The organism is Pseudomonas multiresinivorans (assembly GCF_012971725.1).
In the GTDB taxonomy this organism is placed as follows: Bacteria; Pseudomonadota; Gammaproteobacteria; order Pseudomonadales; family Pseudomonadaceae; genus Pseudomonas; species Pseudomonas multiresinivorans.
In genome coordinates this window covers 5,888,133-5,908,862 of sequence record NZ_CP048833.1, presented here as the reverse complement: position 1 = coordinate 5,908,862, position 20,730 = coordinate 5,888,133, and the positions used below count along the sequence as shown (strand labels likewise).

Annotated in this window: 18 protein-coding genes and 1 other RNA gene; 17 read left to right on the top strand and 2 right to left on the bottom strand. The window is 65.4% G+C overall.

Annotated features, from left to right (window positions below; genetic code table 11):
- Positions 1–28: 28 nt before the first annotated feature.
- Both G4G71_RS26950 and G4G71_RS26945 read right to left on the bottom strand, forming a co-directional pair.
- The gene (locus tag G4G71_RS26950) at positions 29–406 is read right to left on the bottom strand and encodes a YraN family protein (RefSeq protein ID WP_169941643.1); all 378 of its coding nucleotides are present in this window, start codon (positions 404–406) and stop codon (positions 29–31) included.
- Positions 403–2,217 (bottom strand): penicillin-binding protein activator, encoded by a 1,815-nt coding sequence (locus G4G71_RS26945; protein ID WP_169941641.1) that lies wholly within the window; start codon positions 2,215–2,217, stop codon positions 403–405. Before G4G71_RS26945 ends, G4G71_RS26950 begins: the two co-directional genes overlap by 4 nt.
- A gap of 127 nt (positions 2,218–2,344) precedes the next feature.
- Here G4G71_RS26945 and rsmI point away from each other — a divergent pair, with 127 nt between their 5' ends.
- The 17 genes from rsmI (at position 2,345) to ftsZ (ending at position 20,628) form a co-directional block, all read left to right on the top strand.
- Complete coding sequence (rsmI, locus tag G4G71_RS26940; protein WP_169941639.1) at positions 2,345–3,193, top strand: 16S rRNA (cytidine(1402)-2'-O)-methyltransferase; 849 nt, start codon at positions 2,345–2,347, stop codon at positions 3,191–3,193.
- Positions 3,194–3,233: 40 nt separating this feature from the next.
- Positions 3,234–3,590, top strand: an RNA gene (rnpB, locus tag G4G71_RS26935) — RNase P RNA component class A.
- Between the two features lie 307 nt (positions 3,591–3,897).
- Positions 3,898–4,353: a division/cell wall cluster transcriptional repressor MraZ gene (mraZ, locus tag G4G71_RS26930; RefSeq protein WP_024764056.1), complete on the top strand. Its 456-nt coding sequence runs from the start codon at positions 3,898–3,900 to the stop codon at positions 4,351–4,353.
- 8 nt (positions 4,354–4,361) lie between these two features.
- Complete coding sequence (gene rsmH, locus G4G71_RS26925; RefSeq protein WP_169941637.1) at positions 4,362–5,303, top strand: 16S rRNA (cytosine(1402)-N(4))-methyltransferase RsmH; 942 nt, start codon at positions 4,362–4,364, stop codon at positions 5,301–5,303.
- The gene (gene ftsL, locus G4G71_RS26920; protein ID WP_024764058.1) at positions 5,300–5,593 is read left to right on the top strand and encodes a cell division protein FtsL; all 294 of its coding nucleotides are present in this window, start codon (positions 5,300–5,302) and stop codon (positions 5,591–5,593) included. Before rsmH ends, ftsL begins: the two co-directional genes overlap by 4 nt.
- Positions 5,590–7,338, top strand: a complete 1,749-nt coding sequence (locus G4G71_RS26915; RefSeq protein WP_169941635.1) for a peptidoglycan D,D-transpeptidase FtsI family protein — start codon at positions 5,590–5,592, stop codon at positions 7,336–7,338. Before ftsL ends, G4G71_RS26915 begins: the two co-directional genes overlap by 4 nt.
- Positions 7,338–8,801, top strand: a complete 1,464-nt coding sequence (locus G4G71_RS26910) for a UDP-N-acetylmuramoyl-L-alanyl-D-glutamate--2,6-diaminopimelate ligase (RefSeq protein ID WP_169941633.1) — start codon at positions 7,338–7,340, stop codon at positions 8,799–8,801. Before G4G71_RS26915 ends, G4G71_RS26910 begins: the two co-directional genes overlap by 1 nt.
- On the top strand, positions 8,794–10,158 hold the full coding sequence (locus G4G71_RS26905) for a UDP-N-acetylmuramoyl-tripeptide--D-alanyl-D-alanine ligase (RefSeq protein WP_169941631.1): 1,365 nt from the start codon (positions 8,794–8,796) through the stop codon (positions 10,156–10,158). Before G4G71_RS26910 ends, G4G71_RS26905 begins: the two co-directional genes overlap by 8 nt.
- A complete protein-coding gene (gene mraY, locus G4G71_RS26900) occupies positions 10,159–11,241 on the top strand; it encodes a phospho-N-acetylmuramoyl-pentapeptide-transferase (protein ID WP_169941629.1) in 1,083 nt (360 codons plus the stop codon).
- Between the two features lie 13 nt (positions 11,242–11,254).
- Positions 11,255–12,601 (top strand): UDP-N-acetylmuramoyl-L-alanine--D-glutamate ligase, encoded by a 1,347-nt coding sequence (gene murD, locus G4G71_RS26895; protein ID WP_169941627.1) that lies wholly within the window; start codon positions 11,255–11,257, stop codon positions 12,599–12,601.
- Positions 12,601–13,800 carry a putative lipid II flippase FtsW gene (gene ftsW / locus G4G71_RS26890; protein ID WP_045209625.1) on the top strand — a complete coding sequence of 400 codons (1,200 nt, stop codon included), beginning with the start codon at positions 12,601–12,603 and terminating at the stop codon, positions 13,798–13,800. Before murD ends, ftsW begins: the two co-directional genes overlap by 1 nt.
- On the top strand, positions 13,790–14,863 hold the full coding sequence (murG, locus tag G4G71_RS26885; protein ID WP_054906588.1) for an undecaprenyldiphospho-muramoylpentapeptide beta-N-acetylglucosaminyltransferase: 1,074 nt from the start codon (positions 13,790–13,792) through the stop codon (positions 14,861–14,863). The genes ftsW and murG overlap by 11 nt, the downstream gene beginning before the upstream one ends.
- Positions 14,856–16,310 (top strand): UDP-N-acetylmuramate--L-alanine ligase, encoded by a 1,455-nt coding sequence (gene murC, locus G4G71_RS26880; RefSeq protein ID WP_054906587.1) that lies wholly within the window; start codon positions 14,856–14,858, stop codon positions 16,308–16,310. The genes murG and murC overlap by 8 nt, the downstream gene beginning before the upstream one ends.
- On the top strand, positions 16,307–17,254 hold the full coding sequence (locus tag G4G71_RS26875) for a D-alanine--D-alanine ligase (RefSeq protein ID WP_169941625.1): 948 nt from the start codon (positions 16,307–16,309) through the stop codon (positions 17,252–17,254). The genes murC and G4G71_RS26875 overlap by 4 nt, the downstream gene beginning before the upstream one ends.
- Before the next feature lie 3 nt (positions 17,255–17,257).
- Positions 17,258–18,121: a cell division protein FtsQ/DivIB gene (locus G4G71_RS26870; RefSeq protein WP_169941623.1), complete on the top strand. Its 864-nt coding sequence runs from the start codon at positions 17,258–17,260 to the stop codon at positions 18,119–18,121.
- A gap of 21 nt (positions 18,122–18,142) precedes the next feature.
- Positions 18,143–19,390 (top strand): cell division protein FtsA, encoded by a 1,248-nt coding sequence (gene ftsA / locus G4G71_RS26865; protein WP_024764065.1) that lies wholly within the window; start codon positions 18,143–18,145, stop codon positions 19,388–19,390.
- A gap of 53 nt (positions 19,391–19,443) precedes the next feature.
- Positions 19,444–20,628 carry a cell division protein FtsZ gene (gene ftsZ, locus G4G71_RS26860; protein ID WP_017518095.1) on the top strand — a complete coding sequence of 395 codons (1,185 nt, stop codon included), beginning with the start codon at positions 19,444–19,446 and terminating at the stop codon, positions 20,626–20,628.
- The last annotated feature ends 102 nt before the right edge of the window (positions 20,629–20,730 follow it).

Here is a 20,730-nt window from a genome sequence, read left to right as displayed (position 1 = left end):
CAGGTGTGACCTTTCGTCGGGCGTCTGATCAGGTGTCAAAAGCGTTGGGAATCCAGTTCAAGTGCCCTGCGGAGCCTGGGGTGCGACTGTCGATGGCGACGATGTCGAACCGGCAGGGGTGGCTGCTCCAGCGGGCGTTCTGTTGCAGGAAGAGTTCAGCGGAAATGGCCAGGCGTTGACGCTTGCGCATGTCCACGCTCTCCAGCGCTCCTCCCCAGGCAGAATGCCGGCGGGAGCGAACTTCGACGAATACTACTGTATCGCCGTCCAGCATGACCAGATCGAGCTCACCTCGGCGGCACGTCCAGTTCTGCGCCAGGAGGCGCAATCCATGCTGTTCCAGGTGGGCCAGGGCGGCGGCTTCGGCCCGCTGCCCGGCCTTCTGGGTAGGACTGTTGCCGATCAAATACCGCTGTTCTCCAGCGGCTGCACCTGGCCATTCTTGAATTCCGCCCAAGGCAGGCGGCGCTCCACGCGTTGGCCGGCGCTGACGCTCAGGGTGCCGGTCAGGCCATCCACCTGCATGCTCGGCACCGCCTTGAGCTCCGGCAGGCGCGGGGCCAACTGGTAGGCGTCGGCGCCCATGGCGTACAGACGGCCGAGGCTGCCATTGGCGGCCGGCCACTGCGCGGCGACCTGCTGGCGCAGGGCGTTGTTGGGGTTCAGCAGCCAAGGGGTTTCGCAGAAGCGAATGCCGTTCAGGTCCTGGTCCTGCGCCGGGTTGTTCACGCCGGTGTACAGGTTGGAAGTGGCGTAGACCGGCAGGTCGCCGGCGTACTGGAAGGCCAGGGTCGGCTTGATCTGGCGGGCCTGCTGCGGGGTGGCGGCGAGGAAGATGAAATCGATGTCCTGGCGGCGCGACGGCTGGGTGTCGACGTTACTGTCGAGCACGCCCTGCAGGCGCTTGGCGCGGCCTTCGCTCTGACGCAGTTGCAGCAGGTCGGCGATCTGACGCGCCAGCTCGACGGGCTGGTCGACGTGTTCGGCGGCGATCAGGGTGCCGCCGGCAGCCTGCCAGTTGCGGCTGAACGAGGCGAGTACACGGTCGCCCCATTCGCCGCGCGGCACCAGGGCCACGGCGCGGCGCATGCCGTCGTTCCAGGCGCGGTTGGCGACTTCGCGGGCCTCGTCCTCGGCAGACAGGCCGAACTGGAACAGCTGGGCAGGGCCTTCCTGATTTCCGTCGGCGTAGTTCAGGGCCAGGGTAGTGATGGGCAGTTGCGGTTGGCTGCTCATCTGCTTGACCAGGTTCTTCTCCAGCGGGCCAACGACCAGTTGCACGCCGTCGGCCTGGGCCTGGCGGTAGAACTCATCCAGAGAGCGCACCTGGGTGCTGTCGTAGAGCTTGATATCCGGCTGCTGGCCGCCGTTGTGCTGGGCCTGGTAGTGGGCGGCGAGGAAGCCGTCCTGCAGGGCGCGGGCGACGGAGGCCAGCTGGCCTTGCTGGGGCAGCAGCAGGCCGATCTTGTTCAGCGGCTGGGCAGCCAGGGATTTCAGCTTGGTCAGCGCGTCGGGCAATTGCTTGGCGGCCGGGTGGTCGGGGTTCTGCGCGACCCAGTTGTCGATGTTCGACTGCTGTTCTTTCAGGGTCGACGAGGATTTGGTGATGCGCGCCAGTTCCAGCCAGCCGTTCAGGTCGCCTTCGTTGCTGCTGGCCTGCATCTGCTCGAGGGGGAGGCTGGAAACCAGTTTCCAGATTTCCTCGTGGTTGGCCTTGCTCGCCTCTGCATTGAGCAGCGGGTCGATGAAGACGCGTTCGCGGGCGGCGCTCAGGGCCTGACCGTCGGCGGCCAGGGCGAGGGACTTGACCATGCCGGCGCGCGCCTGCAGGTCCACGGGCATTTCGCCCAGACGCTGGAAGCTGGGGTGGTCGAAGGCCTTCAAGGCGGCCTTGGTCTTGTTGCGGGCCAGTTCGAGCTGGGCGCGCAGGGTGCTGGCGAAGACCTGCTGGGCGGGCTTCAGGCTCTCCAGCGGAATCTGGTCGAGGATCTGCGTGGAGCGGCCGAGATCTTTCTGCTTGTAGGCCAGATCGGCGGCGGAAAGGCGCAGGACTGCGGCTTCATCCGGCTTGGCGGTGGAGGCCTGCTGCAGCAGCTGTTCGATGCTGGCGTCCGGGGTGCGCGGCAGTTCGCCGAGATTGGACGACGGGGAGGATGCACAGGCGGCGAGCATGCCGGCCAGGAACAGAGCAGATAGCGGACGCAGGCGAGCGATCATATCGGGCTTCTCGTGACGCATTCAAAGAGCTGCCGATTGTACCCAAGCGGCGAGGGTGACGCGATGGCGGCTGCCGGAATCGGGATACAATGCGTCTTTTCCGACACTTCCGGTGAGGTTCTCCCGCGTGACCCTAGGCACTCTCTATGTGGTGGCCACTCCCATTGGCAACCTGGACGACATCAGCGCCCGGGCGCTGAAGGTGCTGGCCGACGTGGCCCTGATCGCGGCCGAAGACACCCGTCACTCCGTGCGCCTGCTGCAACACTTCGGCATCCAGACGCCATTGGCGGCTTGTCACGAACACAACGAGCGAGAGCAGGGCGGCCGCTTCCTTACCAAGCTTCAGGCCGGCGAGGATGTCGCGCTGATATCCGATGCGGGCACGCCGCTGATCTCCGATCCGGGCTATCACCTGGTGCGCCAGGCGCGCGCAGCGGGCATCCCGGTGGTGCCGGTGCCGGGAGCCTGCGCGCTGATTGCCGCACTTTCCGCGGCGGGCCTGCCGTCGGATCGTTTCGTCTTCGAAGGCTTCCTGCCGGCCAAGGCCGCCGGTCGCCGTGGGCGCCTGGAGGCGCTGGTGGATGAACCGCGCACCCTGATCTTCTACGAGGCGCCGCACCGCGTGCTGGAGTGTATCGAGGATATGGCGGCGATCTTCGGCGACGAACGGCCGGCGCTGCTGGCCCGCGAACTGACCAAGACCTTCGAGACCCTCAAGGGGCTGCCGCTGGGCGAATTGCGTGAATTCGTGGCGTCCGACAGCAATCAGCAGCGGGGTGAGTGCGTGCTACTGGTGGCCGGCAAGCCTGCGCCCGAGGGCGATGAGGCGGTCGATGCGCAGACCCTGCGGGTGCTCGACCTGCTGCTGGCAGAGATGCCGGTCAAGCGCGCGGCGGCGCTTGCCGCGGAGATAACCGGGGCGCGCAAGAACCAGCTCTATCAGATCGCGCTGGAGCGTCAGGGCAAGGCTTGAGCTTGTCCTGAGCGTCGTCAACGGCTAATCTTGCGGACTGAGAGTCGATTGGACAGTCGCTGTTCCGTGGTGTTCCATCACGGGGTGGAGGAAAGTCCGGGCTCCACAGGGCAGAGTGCCAGGTAACGCCTGGGAGGCGCGAGTCTACGGAAAGTGCCACAGAAAATAACCGCCTAAGCGCGCAAGCGCCGGTAAGGGTGAAAAGGTGCGGTAAGAGCGCACCGCACGGCTGGCAACAGTTCGTGGCTAGGTAAACCCCACTCGGAGCAAGATCAAATAGGAACCCATTGGCGCGGCCCGCGTTGGGTTCGGGTAGATCGCTTGAGGCATGCAGTGATGTATGTCCCAGAGGAATGGCTGTCCTCGACAGAACCCGGCTTACAGATCGACTCTCACCACTTTTCCTCCACTTCTTCCCACATGACCATTTGTCGCTGACCGGAAGAAGTGCAGAACTTAAGAAATCACTTTAAGTATGAAAGCCCAGTGTTTTGAAAACACTGGGCTTTTCTCTTTTCTAGCGCGTCAAATTCCCTCCCCGAACCTCGCAAAAGCACGCTAAATCTCGGTCCTGTAAGGATTTTTCCCCTCCGGCTTACCTTGACGGTGGGGAGTGCGGATTTCTATAGTGTGCGGAAGTGGTATGAAGTGGGTAAAAGTGGGATCAACAGGCATGGATAGCCAACCACAGGGGAAGCGCTGACGTGTTTCGCGGAGCTAACGCTATCAGTCTCGACGCCAAAGGGCGCCTCGCGATGCCGAGTCGGTATCGTGACGAGCTCGTTTCGCGTTGCAATGGCCAGCTCATCGTCACCATCGATGCCGTCGACACCTGCCTCACCGTCTACCCCCTCCCTGAATGGGAACTCATCGAAGCCAAACTGCGCGAGCTGCCCTCGCTGCGTGAAGAAACGCGGCGCCTGCAGCGTTTGCTGATTGGTAATGCCGTTGACCTGGAGCTCGATAGCGCCGGGCGTTTTCTCGTTCCGCCGCGCCTGCGCGAGTACGCCGGCCTGGACAAGAAGGCGATGCTGGTCGGCCAGCTGAACAAGTTCCAGCTGTGGGACGAAGACAAGTGGAATGCGGTTGCCGAGGCCGACCTCGCAGCCATCAAAGAGCCCGGCGGCCTGCCGGATGAGTTGCGCGACCTTATTCTGTGAGCCTGCCTGTGACCAGTACCTTCCAACACATCACCGTTCTACTCGAGGAGGCCGTCGAAGCGCTGGCCCCCCTGGAGGACGGCCGCTATGTGGACGGAACCTTCGGAAGGGGAGGGCACAGCCGGGCCTTGCTCGGGAAGCTCGGCCCGGGCGGTCAACTGCTCGGGTTCGACAAGGACCCGCAAGCCATCGCGACGGGAAAAGCACTGGCGGCCGAAGACGGCCGCTTCGTCATTGTGCAAAGGTCCTTCGCCGAGATGGGCGAAGAGTTCTCCGCACGCGGCCTGCAGGGCAGCGTGAACGGCGTGCTGCTGGACCTGGGCGTGTCTTCGCCGCAGCTGGATGACCCTGAGCGCGGCTTCAGCTTCCTCAATGATGGCCCGCTGGATATGCGGATGAACCCGGGTCAGGGCATCAGCGCTGCGCAGTGGATCGCCAGTGCCGCGGAGGACGAGATCGCCCGCGTGTTCAAGGATTACGGCGAAGAGCGTTTCGCCAAGCGCATGGCTCGCGCCATCGTTCAGCGTCGTGCGGAGAAGCCTTTCGAGCGCACCGCCGACCTGGCTGCCGTCATCACCGAAGCCAACCCTGCCTGGGAAAAGGGCAAGAACCCTGCCACCCGCGCCTTCCAGGGGCTGCGTATCTTCATCAACAACGAGCTGGGCGATCTGGAGCGTGGCCTCGAGGCCGCGCTGGAAGGCCTGGCCGTGGGCGGTCGTCTCGTGGTGATCAGCTTCCATTCGCTGGAAGACCGCATCGTCAAGCAGTTCATGCGCAAGCAGGTGAAAGGCGAAGCGGACAACCTGCCGCGCAACCTGCCGATCCAGGTCAAGCCGTTCGATCCGCGCCTCAAGCTGATCGGCAAGCCAGTCTACGCCTCCGAGGCGGAGCTCAAGGCCAACCCGCGCTCGCGCAGCGCGGTCATGCGCATTGCGGAGAAGCTCAGATGAGCCGTCTCTTCTCCAAGCGCCTGCCCACCGGCAGCTTCTTCATGCTGCTGCTGTTCATCGGCGTGCTGCTGTCGGCTATCTCCGTTTCCTACAGCGCGTACTGGAATCGTCAGTTGCTCAACTCGCTGTACACCGAGCTCAACGTGCGCGACAAGGCGCAGGCCGAGTACGGCCGCCTGATTCTCGAGCAGAGCACCTGGACGGCCCATAGCCGCATCGAAGGCCTGGCGACCGACCAGCTGAAGATGCGCGTGCCCGATCCGACCGAAATCATCATGGTGGCACCATGAGAGACTTGGCCGGCGCTCGCTACCCCTGGCGCTTCCGCGTCGTCATTGCCCTGCTGCTGGCGATGGTGGCGGCGATCGCCTGGCGGATCGTCGACCTGCACGTGATTGACCATGACTTCCTCAAGGGGCAGGGCGATGCGCGCAGCGTGCGCCACATCACCATCCCCGCGCACCGCGGCCTGATCACCGACCGCAATGGCGAGCCGCTGGCCGTCAGTACGCCGGTCGCCACCCTCTGGGCCAACCCCAAGGAACTGGTGCTCGAGCGCGAGAAGTGGGACTTCCTCGCCGATGCGCTCGGCCAGCCCAAGGCGGCGCTGTCCGAGCGGCTGGAGGCGAACTCCGACAAGGAGTTCATCTATCTGGTCCGCGGCCTGACGCCGGAGCAGGGCGAGGCGGTGATGGCCCAGGTGAAGGCGCACCGCATCCCCGGCGTCTATTCGGTCGAGGAATTCCGCCGTTTCTATCCATCGGGCGAGGTTGCTGCACAAGTCGTGGGCTTCACCGACGTCGACGACCGTGGTCGTGAAGGTGTCGAGCTCGCCTTCGACAGCTGGCTGGCCGGCGTGCCGGGCAAGCGCCAGGTCCTCAAGGATCGCCGTGGCCACCTGATCCGTGACGTGCAGGTCACCCGCAATGCCAAGGCCGGCAAGACCCTGGCGCTGTCCATCGACCTGCGTCTGCAGTACCTGGCCAACCGCGAACTGCGTAACGCGCTGGTGGAGAACGGGGCCAAGGCCGGCAGCCTGGTGATCCTCGACGTGAAGACCGGCGAAGTGCTGGCCATGGCCAACCAGCCGACCTACAACCCGAACAACCGCCGCAACCTGCAGCCGGCGATGATGCGTAACCGCGCGATGATCGACGTGTTCGAGCCTGGCTCGACCATGAAGCCGTTCTCCATGAGCGCGGCGCTGGAAACCGGCCGCTGGAAACCCACCGACAAGGTCGAAGTCTACCCCGGCACCCTGCAGATCGGCCGCTACACCATTCGCGACGTTTCCCGTACCGAAGGCCCGGTGCTGGACCTGACCGGCATCCTGATCCGCTCCAGTAACGTGGGCATGAGCAAGGTCGCCTTCGACATCGGCGGCGAAGCCATTTACAGCGTGATGCAGAAGGTCGGCCTGGGGCAGGACACCGGCCTGGGCTTCCCTGGCGAGCGCGTCGGCAACCTGCCGAACTACCGTGAGTGGCGCAAGGCCGAGACCGCGACCCTGTCCTACGGCTATGGCCTGTCGGTAACCGCCATCCAGTTGGCCCATGCCTATGCGGCGCTGGCCAACAATGGCCGCAGCGTGCCGCTGACCATGGTGCGTGCCGATCGCCCGGCCGATGCCGTCCAGGTCATCCCCGAGCCGGTCGCCAAAACCATGCAGGGCATGCTGCAGCAGGTGATCGAGGCGCCGAACGGCGTGTACCGCGCCCAGGTTCCGGGTTATCACGTGGCCGGCAAGTCCGGCACCGCGCGCAAGACCGCCACTGGTACCAAGGGCTACGCCGAGAACTCCTACCGTTCCCTGTTTGCCGGTTTCGCGCCGATGAACAACCCGCGCTTTGTCGCCGTGGTGGTCATCGATGAACCCAGCAAGGCCGGTTACTTCGGCGGCCTGGTTTCCGCGCCGGTGTTCAGCAAGGTGATGTCCGGCACGTTGCGCCTGATGAACGTGCCGCCAGACAACCTGCCAACGACCCCGCAGCAACAAGCCGAAGCTGCGCCCGCTGCCAAAGGAGGGCGTGGCTGATGCCTATGAGCCTGAATCAACTGCTGCCGCAAGCCGAAAGCGGCGAGCTGATCCGTGAGCTGACCCTGGACAGCCGCACCGTCAAGCCGGGCGACCTGTTCCTGGCCGTGCCGGGTGGTCGTCAGGATGGCCGCGCGCACATTGCCGCCGCGCTCTCCCAGGGCGCTGCCGCGATTGCCTACGAAGCAGAAGGTGCTGTCGACCTGCCGCCCAGCGACGTGCCGATGATCGCCATCAAGGGCCTGGCCAAGCAGCTGTCCGCCATTGCCGGGCGCTTCTATGGCGAGCCGAGCCGCGCCGTCGAGCTGGTCGGCGTGACTGGCACCAATGGCAAGACCAGCGTCAGCCAACTGGTGGCCCAGGCGCTCGACCTGTTGGGCGAACGCTGCGGTATTGTCGGCACCCTCGGCACCGGTTTCTATGGTTCGCTGGAAAGCGGCCGCCACACCACGCCCGACCCGCTTGCCGTGCAGGCGACCCTGGCGCGCCTGAAACAGGCCGGCGCGAAGGCCGTGGCCATGGAAGTGTCGTCCCATGGCCTGGAACAGGGCCGCGTCGCGGCGCTGGGCTTCGACGTGGCGGTGTTCACCAATCTGTCCCGCGACCACCTGGACTACCACGGTTCGATGGAAGCCTATGGTGCCGCCAAGGCCAAGCTGTTCGCCTGGCAGGGACTGCGTTGCCGGGTAATCAACCTGGACGACGACTTCGGCCGCCAGTTGGCCGCCGAGACCCACGAATCGCGCCTGATGGGTTACAGCCTGAACGACCCGTCGGCCTACATCTATTGCCGCGAAGCCACCTTCAGCGATGCCGGCGTGCAGGCGCAAATCGTCACCCCGCAGGGCGAAGGCTTGCTGCGCAGCTCCCTGCTGGGCAAATTCAACCTGAGCAACCTGCTGGCCGTGGTCGGCGCGCTGCTGGGCCTGGACTATCCGCTGGGCGACGTGCTCAAGGTGCTGCCGCAACTGGAAGGGCCCATCGGTCGCATGCAGCGCCTGGGCGGCGGCGAAAAACCGCTGGTGGTCGTGGACTATGCCCACACCCCGGATGCGCTGGAGAAAGTCCTGCAGGCCCTGCGCCCGCATGTACATGGCCAGTTGCTGTGCCTGTTCGGCTGCGGCGGCGACCGTGACAGCGGCAAGCGCCCGATCATGGCGCAGATCGCCGAGCAGCACGCCGACCGCGTTCTGGTCACCGACGACAACCCGCGCACCGAGCAGAGCGAAGCCATCATCGCCGACATCCGTGCCGGTTTTGCTAAGCCCGAGTCAGTCGAGTTCGTCCCCGGTCGTGGTGAGGCCATTGCTCGCCTGATTGCCTCTGCCGGCGTCGATGACGTCGTGCTGCTGGCCGGCAAGGGGCACGAGGATTACCAGGAGATCGACGGCGTACGCCATCCGTTCTCCGATCTTGATCAAGCCGCCAAGGCGCTGGCTGCCTGGGAGGTGAAGCGTGCTTAAGCCCCTTTCGCTCAACGAAGTCGCTGGCGCGCTGCAAGGCCGTGTGGTCGGTGCCGATGTCACTTTCGCTGCCGTGAGCACCGACAGCCGCGCCATCGAGCCTGGCCAACTGTTCATCGCCCTGACCGGTCCGCGCTTCGACGGTCACGACTATCTGGCCGATGTCGCCGCCAAGGGCGCTGTCGCTGCGCTGGTCGAGCGTGAAATCGCCGGTGCGCCGCTGTCGCAGCTGGTCGTGAAAGACACCCGCATCGCGCTGGGCCAGCTCGGCGCGCTGAACCGTGCTGCCTTCACCGGCCGCGTCGCTGCCGTGACCGGCTCCAGCGGCAAGACCACCGTGAAGGAAATGCTCGCCAGCATCCTGCGGACCCAGGGCGACGTCCTGGCGACCCGCGGCAACCTGAACAATGATCTCGGCGCGCCGCTGACCCTGTTGCAGCTGGCCCCCGAGCACCAGAGCGCAGTCATCGAGCTGGGCGCCAACCGTGTCGGCGAAATCGCCTACACCGTCGCGCTGACCCGTCCGCAGGTGGCCATCATCACCAACGCCGGCACCGCCCATGTGGGCGAGTTCGGCGGGCAGGACAAGATCGTCCTGGCCAAGGGCGAGATCCTCGAAGGCCTGGCGGCCGATGGGGTCGCCATTCTCAATCGTGACGACAAGGCCTTCGATACCTGGCAGGCCCGTGCTGACGGCCGTCGCGTCTCCAGTTTCGGCCTGCACGATGCCCGTGCCGACTTCCACGCCAGCGACGTCAAGCGTGACGCCCGTGGTTGCCCGGGATTCACCCTGCAGGGCCCGGCCGGCGAGGCTGCCGTTCAGCTGAATCTGCTGGGTGAGCACAACGTCACCAATGCGCTGGCCGCCGCCGCCGCCGCTCACGCCCTTGGCGTGCCGCTGGTCGGGATCGTTTCCGGGCTGCAGAACCTGCAGCCGGTCAAGGGTCGCGCCGTAGCTCAGCTGGCGACGAACGGCATGCGTGTGATCGACGACAGCTACAACGCCAACCCGGCTTCAATCTGCGCGGCGATTGATATACTCGCCGGCTTTTCCGGCCGGACCGTCCTGGTCCTCGGGGACATGGGCGAGCTGGGTGCCTGGGCGGAATCTTCCCACCGCGAAGTGGGAACCTATGCCATTGGCAAAGTCACCGCCCTGTATGCGGTCGGGCCGCTGATGAGCCACGCCGTGCAGGCGTTCGGTTCCGCGGGCCGGCACTTCGCCGATCAGGCCAGCCTGATCCAGGCCCTGGCCGAAGAAGCTTCGACAACCACCATTCTGATCAAGGGTTCCCGCAGCGCGGCGATGGACAAGGTCGTCGCGGCGCTCTGTGGTTCCTCCGAGGAGAGTCACTAAATGCTGCTGCTGCTCGCCGAGTACCTGCAACAGTTCTACAAGGGCTTCGGCGTCTTCCAGTACCTGACCCTGCGCGGCATCCTGAGCGTGTTGACCGCGCTCGTCCTGTCGCTTTGGCTTGGCCCGTGGATGATCCGCACCCTGCAGATCCGCCAGATCGGCCAGTCCGTGCGCAACGACGGCCCGCAATCGCACCTGTCCAAGAAAGGCACGCCGACCATGGGCGGCGCGCTGATCCTCACTGCCATCGCCATCAGCACCCTGCTGTGGTCCGACTGGTCAAACCGCTACGTGTGGGTCGTGCTGGTGGTGACCCTGCTGTTCGGCGCCATCGGCTGGGTGGATGACTACCGCAAGGTGATCGAGAAGAACTCCCGCGGCCTGCCGAGCCGCTGGAAATATTTCTGGCAGTCGGTATTCGGTCTGTGCGCGGCGATCTTCCTCTTCATGACCGCCGAGACGCCGGTCGAGACGACGCTGATCGTGCCGATGCTGAAGAGCGTCGAGATCCCGCTGGGCATCGGCTTCGTGGTGCTGACCTACCTCGTGATCGTCGGCTCCAGCAACGCGGTGAACCTCACCGACGGCCTCGACGGCCTGGCCATCATGCCCACCGTGATGGTCGGCGGCGCGCTGGGGATCTTCTGCTACCTGTCGGGCAACATCAAATTCGCCGAATACCTGTTCATCCCGAGCGTGCCGGGCGCGGGTGAGCTGATCATCTTCTGCGGCGCCATCGTCGGTGCGGGGCTGGGCTTCCTCTGGTTCAACACCTACCCGGCCCAGGTTTTCATGGGTGACGTCGGCGCGCTGGCGCTCGGCGCCGCACTGGGCACCATCGCGGTGATCGTCCGCCAGGAAATCGTGCTGTTCATCATGGGCGGCGTGTTCGTCATGGAAACCCTGTCGGTGGTGATCCAGGTCGCCTCCTTCAAGCTGACCGGCAAGCGCGTGTTCCGCATGGCGCCGATCCACCACCACTTCGAACTCAAAGGCTGGCCTGAACCGCGCGTGATCGTGCGTTTCTGGATCATCACGGTAATTCTCGTGCTGATCGGCCTGGCCACGTTGAAACTGCGTTGAGGACTGATCGAGCATGAGCCTGATCGCTTCCGACCAATTCCGCATCGTTGTCGGCCTCGGCAAGAGCGGCATGTCCCTGGTGCGCTACCTGGCGCGCCAGGGCGTGCCGTTTGCCGTGGCCGATACGCGCGCGAATCCGCCGGAGCTGGCGACCCTGCGCGAGCAGTACCCGCAGGTCGAGGTGCGCTGCGGCGACCTCGACGCCGATTTCCTCTGCCGCGCCCAGGAGCTCTACGTGAGCCCAGGTCTGTCGCTGCGCGTACCGGCGCTGATCGAAGCTGCCGCCCGTGGCGTACGCATGTCCGGCGATGTCGACCTGTTCGCACGTCACGCGAAGGCTCCGATCGTCGCCATCACCGGTTCCAACGCCAAGAGCACCGTCACCACCCTGGTGGGCGACATGGCCAAGGCTGCCGGCAAGCGCGTCGCCGTGGGCGGTAACCTCGGCACTCCGACGCTGGACCTGCTGGCCGATGACGTCGAGCTGTACGTGGTGGAGCTGTCCAGCTTCCAGCTGGAAACCTGCGAGCGCCTCAATGCCGAAGTCGCCACCTGCCTGAATGTCAGCGAAGACCACATGGACCGCTACGACGGCATGGCCGACTACCACCTGGCCAAGCACCGCATTTTCCGCGGCGCGAAGCAGGTCGTGGTGAACCGCGCCGACGCGTTGAGCCGCCCGCTGATTGCCGACAACGTGCCGTGCTGGACTTTCGGCACCAACAAGCCGGACTTCAAGGCCTTCGGCCTGATCGAAGAAGACGGTGAGAAATGGCTGGCCTTCCAGTTCGACAAGTTGATGCCGGCCCGCGATCTGAAGATTCGCGGCGCGCACAACCAGTCCAATGCCCTGGCCGCGCTGGCCCTGGGGCATGCGGTCGGCCTGCCGTTCGAGCCGATGCTGCAGACCCTGCGTGAATTTGCCGGGCTTGCCCACCGCTGCCAGTGGGTGCGCGAGCGCAACGGCGTGAACTACTACGACGACTCCAAGGCCACCAATGTTGGCGCTGCCCTGGCCGCCATCGAAGGCCTGGGCGCCGATATCGACGGCAAGCTGCTGCTGATCGCCGGTGGCGACGGCAAGGGCGCCGACTTCCATGACCTGCGTGGCCCCGTTGCCCAGCATTGCCGTGCCGTCGTGCTGCTGGGCCGCGATGCCGAACTGGTGAGCGCTGCCATCGGCAATGCCGTGCCCAAGGTGCGCGTGAATACCCTCGAGGAAGCCGTCGAGCACGCTGCCGACCTCGCCCTGCCGGGCGACGCCGTGCTCCTGTCGCCGGCCTGCGCGAGCCTGGACATGTTCAAGAACTACGAAGAACGCGGACGCCTGTTCGCCAAGGCCGTGGAGGAGCTCGCCTGATGTTCTCCTTCCTGCGCCCGTACCCGTCCCCGCTGATCAGCCGCAACGGCATCGATATCGACTTCCCGTTGCTGGCAGGTTGCCTGGCGCTACTCGGCCTGGGGTTGGTGATGGTCACTTCGGCATCCTCCGAAGTCGCCGCGGCGCAGTCCGGCAACCCGCTGTACTTCTCGGTCCGCCACTTGATCTACCTGGCCATCGGCTTCGTCGCCTGCGGCGTGACCATGATGGTGCCGATGGAAACCTGGCAGCGCTGGGGTTGGAAACTCCTGGCCGTGGCCTTCCTGTTGCTGGTGATGGTGATCACCCCCGGCATCGGCCGCGAGGTGAACGGCTCCATGCGCTGGATCGGCTTCGGCCTGTTCAACATCCAGCCCTCGGAGATCGCCAAGGTCTTCGTGGTGATCTTCATGGCCGGCTACCTGGTTCGCCGCCAGGAAGAAGTGCGCGAAAGCTGGCTGGGCTTCTTCAAGCCGTTCGTGGTGCTGCTGCCCATGGCCGGCCTGCTGCTGCGCGAGCCGGACTTCGGCGCCACCGTGGTGATGATGGGCGCTGCCGCCGCAATGCTGTTCCTCGGCGGCGTGGGCCTGTTCCGCTTCGGCCTGATGGTCGCGCTGGCGGTCGGTGCCGTGGTGCTGCTGATCCAGACCCAGCCCTACCGGATGGCGCGCCTGACCAACTTCACCGACCCCTGGGCCGACCAGTTCGGCGCGGGCTACCAGCTCAGCCAGGCGCTGATCGCCTTCGGCCGTGGCGGCTGGACCGGCATGGGCCTGGGCAACAGCATCCAGAAGCAGTTCTACCTGCCCGAAGCGCACACCGACTTCGTGTTCGCCGTGCTGGCCGAAGAGCTGGGCATCGTCGGCGCCATGGCCACCGTGGCCCTGTTCGTCTTCGTCAGCCTGCGCGCGCTGTACATCGGCATCTGGGCCGAGCAGTCGAAACAGTACTTCTCCGCTTACGTCGCCTACGGCCTGGCCTTCCTGTGGATCGGCCAGTTCCTGATCAACGTGGGTGTGAACGTCGGCCTGCTGCCGACCAAGGGCCTGACCCTGCCGTTCCTCAGCTATGGCGGTTCGTCCCTGGTGATCTGCTGCGCCCAGCTGGGAATGCTGCTGCGCATCGAATGGGAACGCCGCACGGTGATGGGCAGCGAGGAATATGAATTCAGCGAAGAGGACTTTGCCGATGAAAGGTAACGTCCTGATCATGGCGGGCGGCACCGGCGGACACGTGTTCCCGGCCCTGGCCTGCGCCCGTGAGTTCCAGGCGCGCGGTTACAGCGTGCACTGGCTGGGCACTCCGCGCGGCATCGAGAACGACCTGGTACCCAAGGCCGGCCTGCCGCTGCACCTGATCAACGTCAGCGGCCTGCGTGGCAAGGGCCTGAAGTCGCTGCTGCGCGCACCGTTCGACCTGCTCAAGTCGCTGTTCCAGGCTATCGGCGTGGTTCGCCAGCTCAAGCCGGTCTGCGTGCTTGGCCTGGGCGGCTACGTCACTGGTCCGGGCGGACTCGCCGCCAAGCTGTCCGGCGTGCCGCTGGTGATCCACGAACAGAATGCCGTCGCCGGCACCGCCAACCGCAGCCTCGCGCCGCTGGCCAAGCGTGTCTGCGAAGCCTTCCCGGATACCTTCGACAGCAGCGCCAAGCGCCTGACCACCGGCAACCCGGTGCGCGCCGAGTTGTTCCTGGAGGAGGGCGCCCGCGCGCCGCTGGCCGGTCGTCGGGTCAACCTGCTGGTACTGGGCGGCAGCCTGGGCGCTGAGCCGCTGAACAAGCTGTTGCCTGAAGCGCTGGCGCAGGTACCCGCTGAGATTCGCCCGGCCATTCGCCATCAGGCCGGCCGTCAGCACGACGAAATCACGGCGGAGCGTTATCGCACTGCGGGTGTCGAAGCGGACGTAGCTCCGTTCATCGCCGACATGGCCGCGGCCTACGCCTGGGCCGATCTGGTCATCTGCCGCGCCGGTGCACTGACCGTCAGCGAGCTGACCGCCGCCGGCCTGCCGTCCTTCCTGGTGCCGCTGCCCCACGCGATCGACGACCACCAGACCAAGAACGCCGAATTCCTGGTGCGGGAGGGCGCGGCCCTCCTGCTGCCGCAGAAATCTACCAGCGCTGCCGAACTGGCCGCGCAGCTGTCCGAGGTATTGATGCATCCCGATTCCCTGACCCGCATGGCCGCTCGCGCCCGCAGCCTGGCCAAGCCCGAGGCTACCCGCACGGTAGTCGATGCCTGCCTGGAGGTGGCCCGTGGTTAAAGAACCCACCGGCGTCACCCGCACCATGCGGCGCATCCGTCGCATCCACTTCGTCGGCATCGGCGGCGTGGGCATGTGCGGTATCGCGGAAGTGCTGCTCAACCTCGGCTACGAAGTCTCCGGCTCCGACCTCAAGGCGTCGCCAGTCACCGAGCGCCTGGAAAAGTTCGGCGCGGAAATCTTCATCGGTCACCGCGCGGAAAACTCCGACGGCGCTGATGTGCTGGTGGTGTCCAGCGCAGTGAACAAGTCGAACCCTGAAGTTGCCGCTGCGCTGGATCGCCGCGTGCCGGTGGTGCCGCGCGCCGAGATGCTCGCCGAGCTGATGCGTTACCGCCACGGCATCGCCGTCGCCGGTACCCATGGCAAGACCACCACCACCAGCCTGATCGCCTCGGTATTCGCCGCCGGTGGCCTGGACCCGACCTTCGTCATCGGCGGCCGGCTGAACGCTGCCGGCACCAACGCGCAGCTGGGCACTAGCCGGTACCTGGTGGCCGAGGCCGACGAGAGCGACGCCAGCTTCCTGCACCTGCAGCCGATGGTCTCGGTGGTCACCAACATCGACGCCGACCACATGAGCACCTACGGCGGTGACTTCAACAAACTGAAGCGCACCTTCGTCGACTTCCTGCACAACCTGCCGTTCTACGGCCTTGCCGTGGTCTGCGTGGACGACCCGGTGGTGCGCGAGATCCTGCCGCAAGTGGCGCGTCCGACCGTGACCTACGGCCTGAGCGAGGACGCCGACGTCCGCGCCATCAACATCCGCCAGGAAGGCATGCGCACCTACTTCACCGTGCTGCGCCCCGAGCGCGAGCCGCTGGACGTCTCGGTGAACATGCCCGGCCTGCACAACGTGCTGAACTCCCTGGCGACCATCGTCATCGCTACCGACGAAGGTATCTCCGACGAAGCCATCGTCCAGGGCCTGTCCGGCTTCCAGGGTGTTGGCCGGCGCTTCCAGGTCTATGGCGACCTGCAGGTGGAAGGCGGCAGCGTGATGCTGGTCGACGACTACGGCCACCACCCGCGCGAAGTCGCGGCGGTGATCAAGGCCGTGCGCGGCGGTTGGCCGGAGCGTCGCCTGGTGATGGTCTACCAGCCGCACCGCTTCAGCCGTACCCGTGACCTCTACGACGACTTCGTGCAGGTGCTGGGCGAGGCCAATGTGCTGATGCTGATGGAGGTCTACCCGGCCGGCGAAGAGCCGATCCCCGGTGCCGACAGCCGTCACCTGTGCCACAGCATCCGCCAGCGCGGCCAGCTCGACCCGATCTACCTGGAGCGTGGCGGCGACCTCGCCTCGCTGCTCAAGCCGCTGCTGCGTCCGGGCGACATCCTGCTCTGCCAGGGCGCCGGCGACATCGGTGGGCTGGCTCCGGCACTGATCAAGAATCCGATGTTCGGCGCCGCCGCTGCGGGCGCCGAGGGGAAGAAGCAATGAGTGACGCCCTCAAATCCGCCCTCGAGCCCCGCGCCTTCGGTCGCGTCGCCGTGCTGTACGGCGGCAAGAGCGCCGAGCGCGAGGTGTCGCTGAAGTCCGGCGCCATGGTCCTGCAGGCCCTGCAGGGCGCGGGTGTGGACGCCTTTGGCATCGACGTGGGCGACGATCTGCTGGAGCGGCTGACCCGCGAGAAGATCGACCGCGCCTTCATCATCCTCCACGGTCGTGGCGGTGAAGACGGCACCATGCAGGGCCTGCTGGAAATTGCCGGCATCCCTTACACCGGCAGCGGTGTGCTGGCGTCCGCGTTGGCCATGGACAAGCTGCGTACCAAGCGTGTGTGGCTGAGCCTCGGCCTGCCGACGCCCGACCACGCCGTGCTCGCCAGTGAAGAAGACTGCCGCGCCGCTGCGGCCAAGCTGGGCTTCCCGCTGATCGTGAAGCCGGCCAGCGAAGGTTCCAGCATCGGCATGGCCAAGGTGAACAGCGTGGAAGAGCTGATTGCCGCCTGGGCTGCTGCCGCGAAATTCGATCCGCAGGTGCTCGTCGAACAGTGGATCAGCGGCCCCGAATACACCGTCGCGATCCTCCGTGGCCAGGTGCTGCCGCCCATTCGCCTGGGCACTCCGCACACCTTCTACGACTACGACGCGAAGTACCTGGCCAACGATACCCAGTACCAGATTCCCTGCGGCCTGGATGTCGACAAGGAACAGGAACTCAAGGACCTGACCGCGCGCGCCTGCGATGCCCTAGGCATCCAGGGCTGGGGTCGGACCGACGTGATGCAGGACGCCCAAGGGCGCTTCTGGCTGTTGGAAGTGAACACCGCACCGGGCATGACGGACCACAGCCTGGTGCCCATGGCCGCGCGCGCGGCCGGCCTGGATTTCCAGCAACTGGTGCTGGCGATCCTCGCCGACAGCGTCGAGGCAAGGGGGTAAGTCATGAACGGCGCGCAGCTTCGTCACCAGAACCCCGGAATCGGCCGTGCACCCGCACGCAAGCCGGTGCCGCGGGGCGCCAGCCGTCTGGTGGCCAAGGAGCCGCTCAGCGCCCGCATGCCCAAGCCCAGCTTCGGTTTCCTGAAAGTGTTGCTGTGGCCTCTGGTGCTGGGCGTGCTCGGCGGCGGTGCCTACTACGGCGCGCAGTACGTGCTGCCTTATGCAGACCGTCCGATCGCCAAGGTCAGCGTGGAAGGCGACCTCAGCTATATCAGCCAGGCGGCGGTGCAGCAGCGGATCAGCCCCTACGTGTCGGCCAGCTTCTTCACCATCGACCTGGCCGGCATGCGCCAGGAGCTGGAACAGATGCCCTGGATTGCCCATGCCGAGGTGCGCCGTGTATGGCCTGACCAGGTGGTTATCCGCCTGGACGAGCAATTGCCCATCGCCCGTTGGGGTGACGAAGCCTTGCTGAACAATCAGGGTCAGGCTTTTGCACCGCGGGAAGTGGCCAACTACGAGCACCTGCCGCGCCTTTCCGGCCCGCAGCGCGCTCAGCAGCAAGTGATGCAGCAGTACCAGATTCTCAGCCAGATGCTCCGCCCGCTGGGCTTCACCATCGCTAGCCTGGACATGAGTTCGCGCGGCGCCTGGACCCTGGGCACCGCGCAAGGCGTGGAGATCATGCTGGGCCGTGATCACGCGGTAGAACAGATTCGCCGGCTCGTGACCATCTACGACAAGGCGCTGAAAGAACAGATTACGAAAATTGCCCGCATCGACATGCGCTACCCCAACGGCCTGGCCGTGGCGTGGCGTGATCCGGTGCCGGAAGCGACGGTGGCTCAGGCCACCGCCGCGCAGTGAGTTGAGGAGACTTCTATAAACATGGCAAGCGTGCAGAGCGGCAAAATGGTCGTCGGCCTGGACATCGGCACCTCCAAGGTGGTGGCGCTGGTGGGCGAGGTGGCGGCCGATGGCAAGCTGGAAATCGTCGGCATCGGGACGCATCCGTCGCGCGGCCTGAAGAAGGGCGTGGTGGTGAACATCGAGTCCACCGTGCAATCGATCCAGCGCGCCATCGATGAAGCCCAGCAGATGGCGGGCTGCCGTATCCACTCGGCCTTCGTCGGCATCGCCGGCAACCATATCCGCAGCCTGAACTCCCACGGCATCGTGGCGATCCGCGACCGCGAAGTCAGCGGCGCCGATATCGAGCGCGTGCTGGACGCGGCCCAGGCCGTGGCCATCCCGGCCGACCAGCGTGTGCTGCACACCCTGGCCCAGGACTACGTGATCGATAACCAGGAAGGTGTGCGCGAGCCGCTGGGCATGTCCGGCGTGCGTCTGGAAGCCAAGGTGCACGTGGTGACCTGCGCGGTGAACGCCGCCCAGAACATCGAGAAGTGCGTGCGCCGCTGCGGCCTGGAAGTGGACGACATCATCCTCGAGCAGCTGGCCTCGGCCTACTCCGTGCTCACCGAGGACGAAAAGGAACTGGGCGTGTGCCTGGTGGACATCGGCGGCGGTACCACCGATATCGCCATCTTCACCGAAGGCGCTATTCGCCATACCGCTGTGATCCCGATCGCCGGCGACCAGGTCACCAACGACATCGCCATGGCGCTGCGCACCCCGACTCAGTACGCTGAGGAAATCAAGATTCGCTACGCCTGTGCACTGGCCAAACTGGCCGGCCCCGGCGAAACCATCAAGGTGCCCAGCGTCGGAGATCGTCCGCCGCGGGAACTGTCGCGCCAGGCGCTTGCCGAAGTGGTCGAGCCCCGCTACGACGAGCTGTTCACCCTGGTTCAGGCCGAACTGCGCCGCAGCGGTTACGAGGACCTGATTCCAGCCGGGATCGTCATGACCGGCGGCACCGCCAAGATGGAAGGCGCTGTCGAGCTGGCCGAGGAGATCTTCCACATGCCGGTACGCCTGGGCGTACCTCATAGCGTCAAGGGATTGGCCGACGTCGTGCGCAATCCCATCTATTCCACGGGTGTGGGGCTGCTCCTGTACGGACTGCAGAAACAGTCCGACGGCATCTCCATGTCCGGCAGCAGTTTCAGCAGTGACGAACCCAAGACACCGGTACTGGAAAAGCTTAAACGCTGGGTCCAGGGCAATTTCTGATTTACCACCGCGGTAAACATAAGCGACACAACTAGAAAGGAAGGAGAGGGGAAATGTTTGAACTGGTAGATAACGTCCCGCAAACAGCAGTCATCAAGGTGATCGGCGTAGGTGGTGGCGGCGGCAACGCTGTGAACCACATGGCCAAGAACAACGTTGATGGCGTCGAATTCATTTGCGCCAACACCGATGCGCAGGCGCTGAAGAACATCGCCGCGCGCACCGTGCTGCAACTCGGCCCGGGCGTGACCAAGGGCCTGGGCGCTGGCGCCAACCCTGAAGTAGGCCGCCAGGCCGCCATAGAGGACCGCGAGCGTATCGCCGAGGTTCTGGAAGGCGCCGACATGGTCTTCATCACCACCGGCATGGGTGGCGGTACCGGTACCGGTGCTGCGCCGATCATCGCCGAAGTGGCCAAGGAGATGGGCATCCTCACCGTTGCAGTGGTGACCCGTCCGTTCCCGTTCGAGGGTCGCAAGCGCATGCAGATCGCCGATGAAGGCATCCGCTCGCTGGCGGAAAGCGTCGACTCGCTGATCACCATCCCGAACGAAAAGCTGCTGACCATCCTGGGCAAGGACGCGAGCCTGCTGGCCGCCTTCGCCAAGGCTGACGATGTTCTGGCCGGTGCCGTTCGCGGTATCTCCGACATCATCAAGCGCCCGGGCATGATCAACGTCGACTTCGCCGACGTGAAAACCGTCATGAGCGAAATGGGCATGGCCATGATGGGTACCGGCTGCGCCAGCGGCCCGAACCGCGCTCGCGAGGCGACCGAAGCCGCGATCCGCAACCCGCTGCTGGAAGACGTCAACCTGCAGGGCGCCCGCGGCATCCTGGTGAACATCACCGCCGGTCCGGACCTGTCCCTGGGCGAGTACTCCGACGTGGGTAACATCATCGAGCAGTTCGCTTCCGAGCACGCCACTGTAAAAGTGGGCACCGTGATCGACCCGGACATGCGCGACGAGCTGCACGTCACCGTCGTTGCCACCGGTCTGGGCGCTCGCCTGGAGAAGCCGGTCAAGGTCGTCGACAACACTGTCCAGACCCAGGCCGTCAGCACCCAGGCTCCGGTTCAGCGTGAGCAGCAGTCGGTGAACTACCGCGACCTGGACCGCCCGACCGTCATGCGCAATCAGAACCACGGCGGCGCTGCCACCGCGGCCAAGCTGAACCCGCAGGACGATCTGGACTACCTGGACATCCCGGCCTTCCTGCGTCGCCAGGCCGATTGAGTCGATTTATCAGGAGTATCAATGTGATTGGTGTTCAGCAAAGGGCGGTTCTGCTATCATCGCCGCCCATTGTTGACAACAGTTCGCAACTTGCGCGAAAGC

What these genes read in the sequence shown, in the direction of transcription:
- murG (WP_054906588.1), top strand. Translation starts at nt 13,790, where the DNA reads ATGAAAGGTAACGTCCTGATCATGGCGGGCGGCACCGGCGGACACGTG.
- G4G71_RS26875 (WP_169941625.1), top strand. Translation starts at nt 16,307, where the DNA reads ATGAGTGACGCCCTCAAATCCGCCCTCGAGCCCCGCGCCTTCGGTCGC.
- mraY (WP_169941629.1), top strand. Translation starts at nt 10,159, where the DNA reads ATGCTGCTGCTGCTCGCCGAGTACCTGCAACAGTTCTACAAGGGCTTC.
- murD (WP_169941627.1), top strand. Translation starts at nt 11,255, where the DNA reads ATGAGCCTGATCGCTTCCGACCAATTCCGCATCGTTGTCGGCCTCGGC.
- G4G71_RS26870 (WP_169941623.1), top strand. Translation starts at nt 17,258, where the DNA reads ATGAACGGCGCGCAGCTTCGTCACCAGAACCCCGGAATCGGCCGTGCA.
- ftsL (WP_024764058.1), top strand. Translation starts at nt 5,300, where the DNA reads ATGAGCCGTCTCTTCTCCAAGCGCCTGCCCACCGGCAGCTTCTTCATG.
- ftsA (WP_024764065.1), top strand. Translation starts at nt 18,143, where the DNA reads ATGGCAAGCGTGCAGAGCGGCAAAATGGTCGTCGGCCTGGACATCGGC.
- G4G71_RS26915 (WP_169941635.1), top strand. Translation starts at nt 5,590, where the DNA reads ATGAGAGACTTGGCCGGCGCTCGCTACCCCTGGCGCTTCCGCGTCGTC.
- ftsZ (WP_017518095.1), top strand. Translation starts at nt 19,444, where the DNA reads ATGTTTGAACTGGTAGATAACGTCCCGCAAACAGCAGTCATCAAGGTG.
- G4G71_RS26945 (WP_169941641.1), bottom strand. Translation starts at nt 2,217, where the DNA reads ATGATCGCTCGCCTGCGTCCGCTATCTGCTCTGTTCCTGGCCGGCATG.
- G4G71_RS26910 (WP_169941633.1), top strand. Translation starts at nt 7,338, where the DNA reads ATGCCTATGAGCCTGAATCAACTGCTGCCGCAAGCCGAAAGCGGCGAG.
- ftsW (WP_045209625.1), top strand. Translation starts at nt 12,601, where the DNA reads ATGTTCTCCTTCCTGCGCCCGTACCCGTCCCCGCTGATCAGCCGCAAC.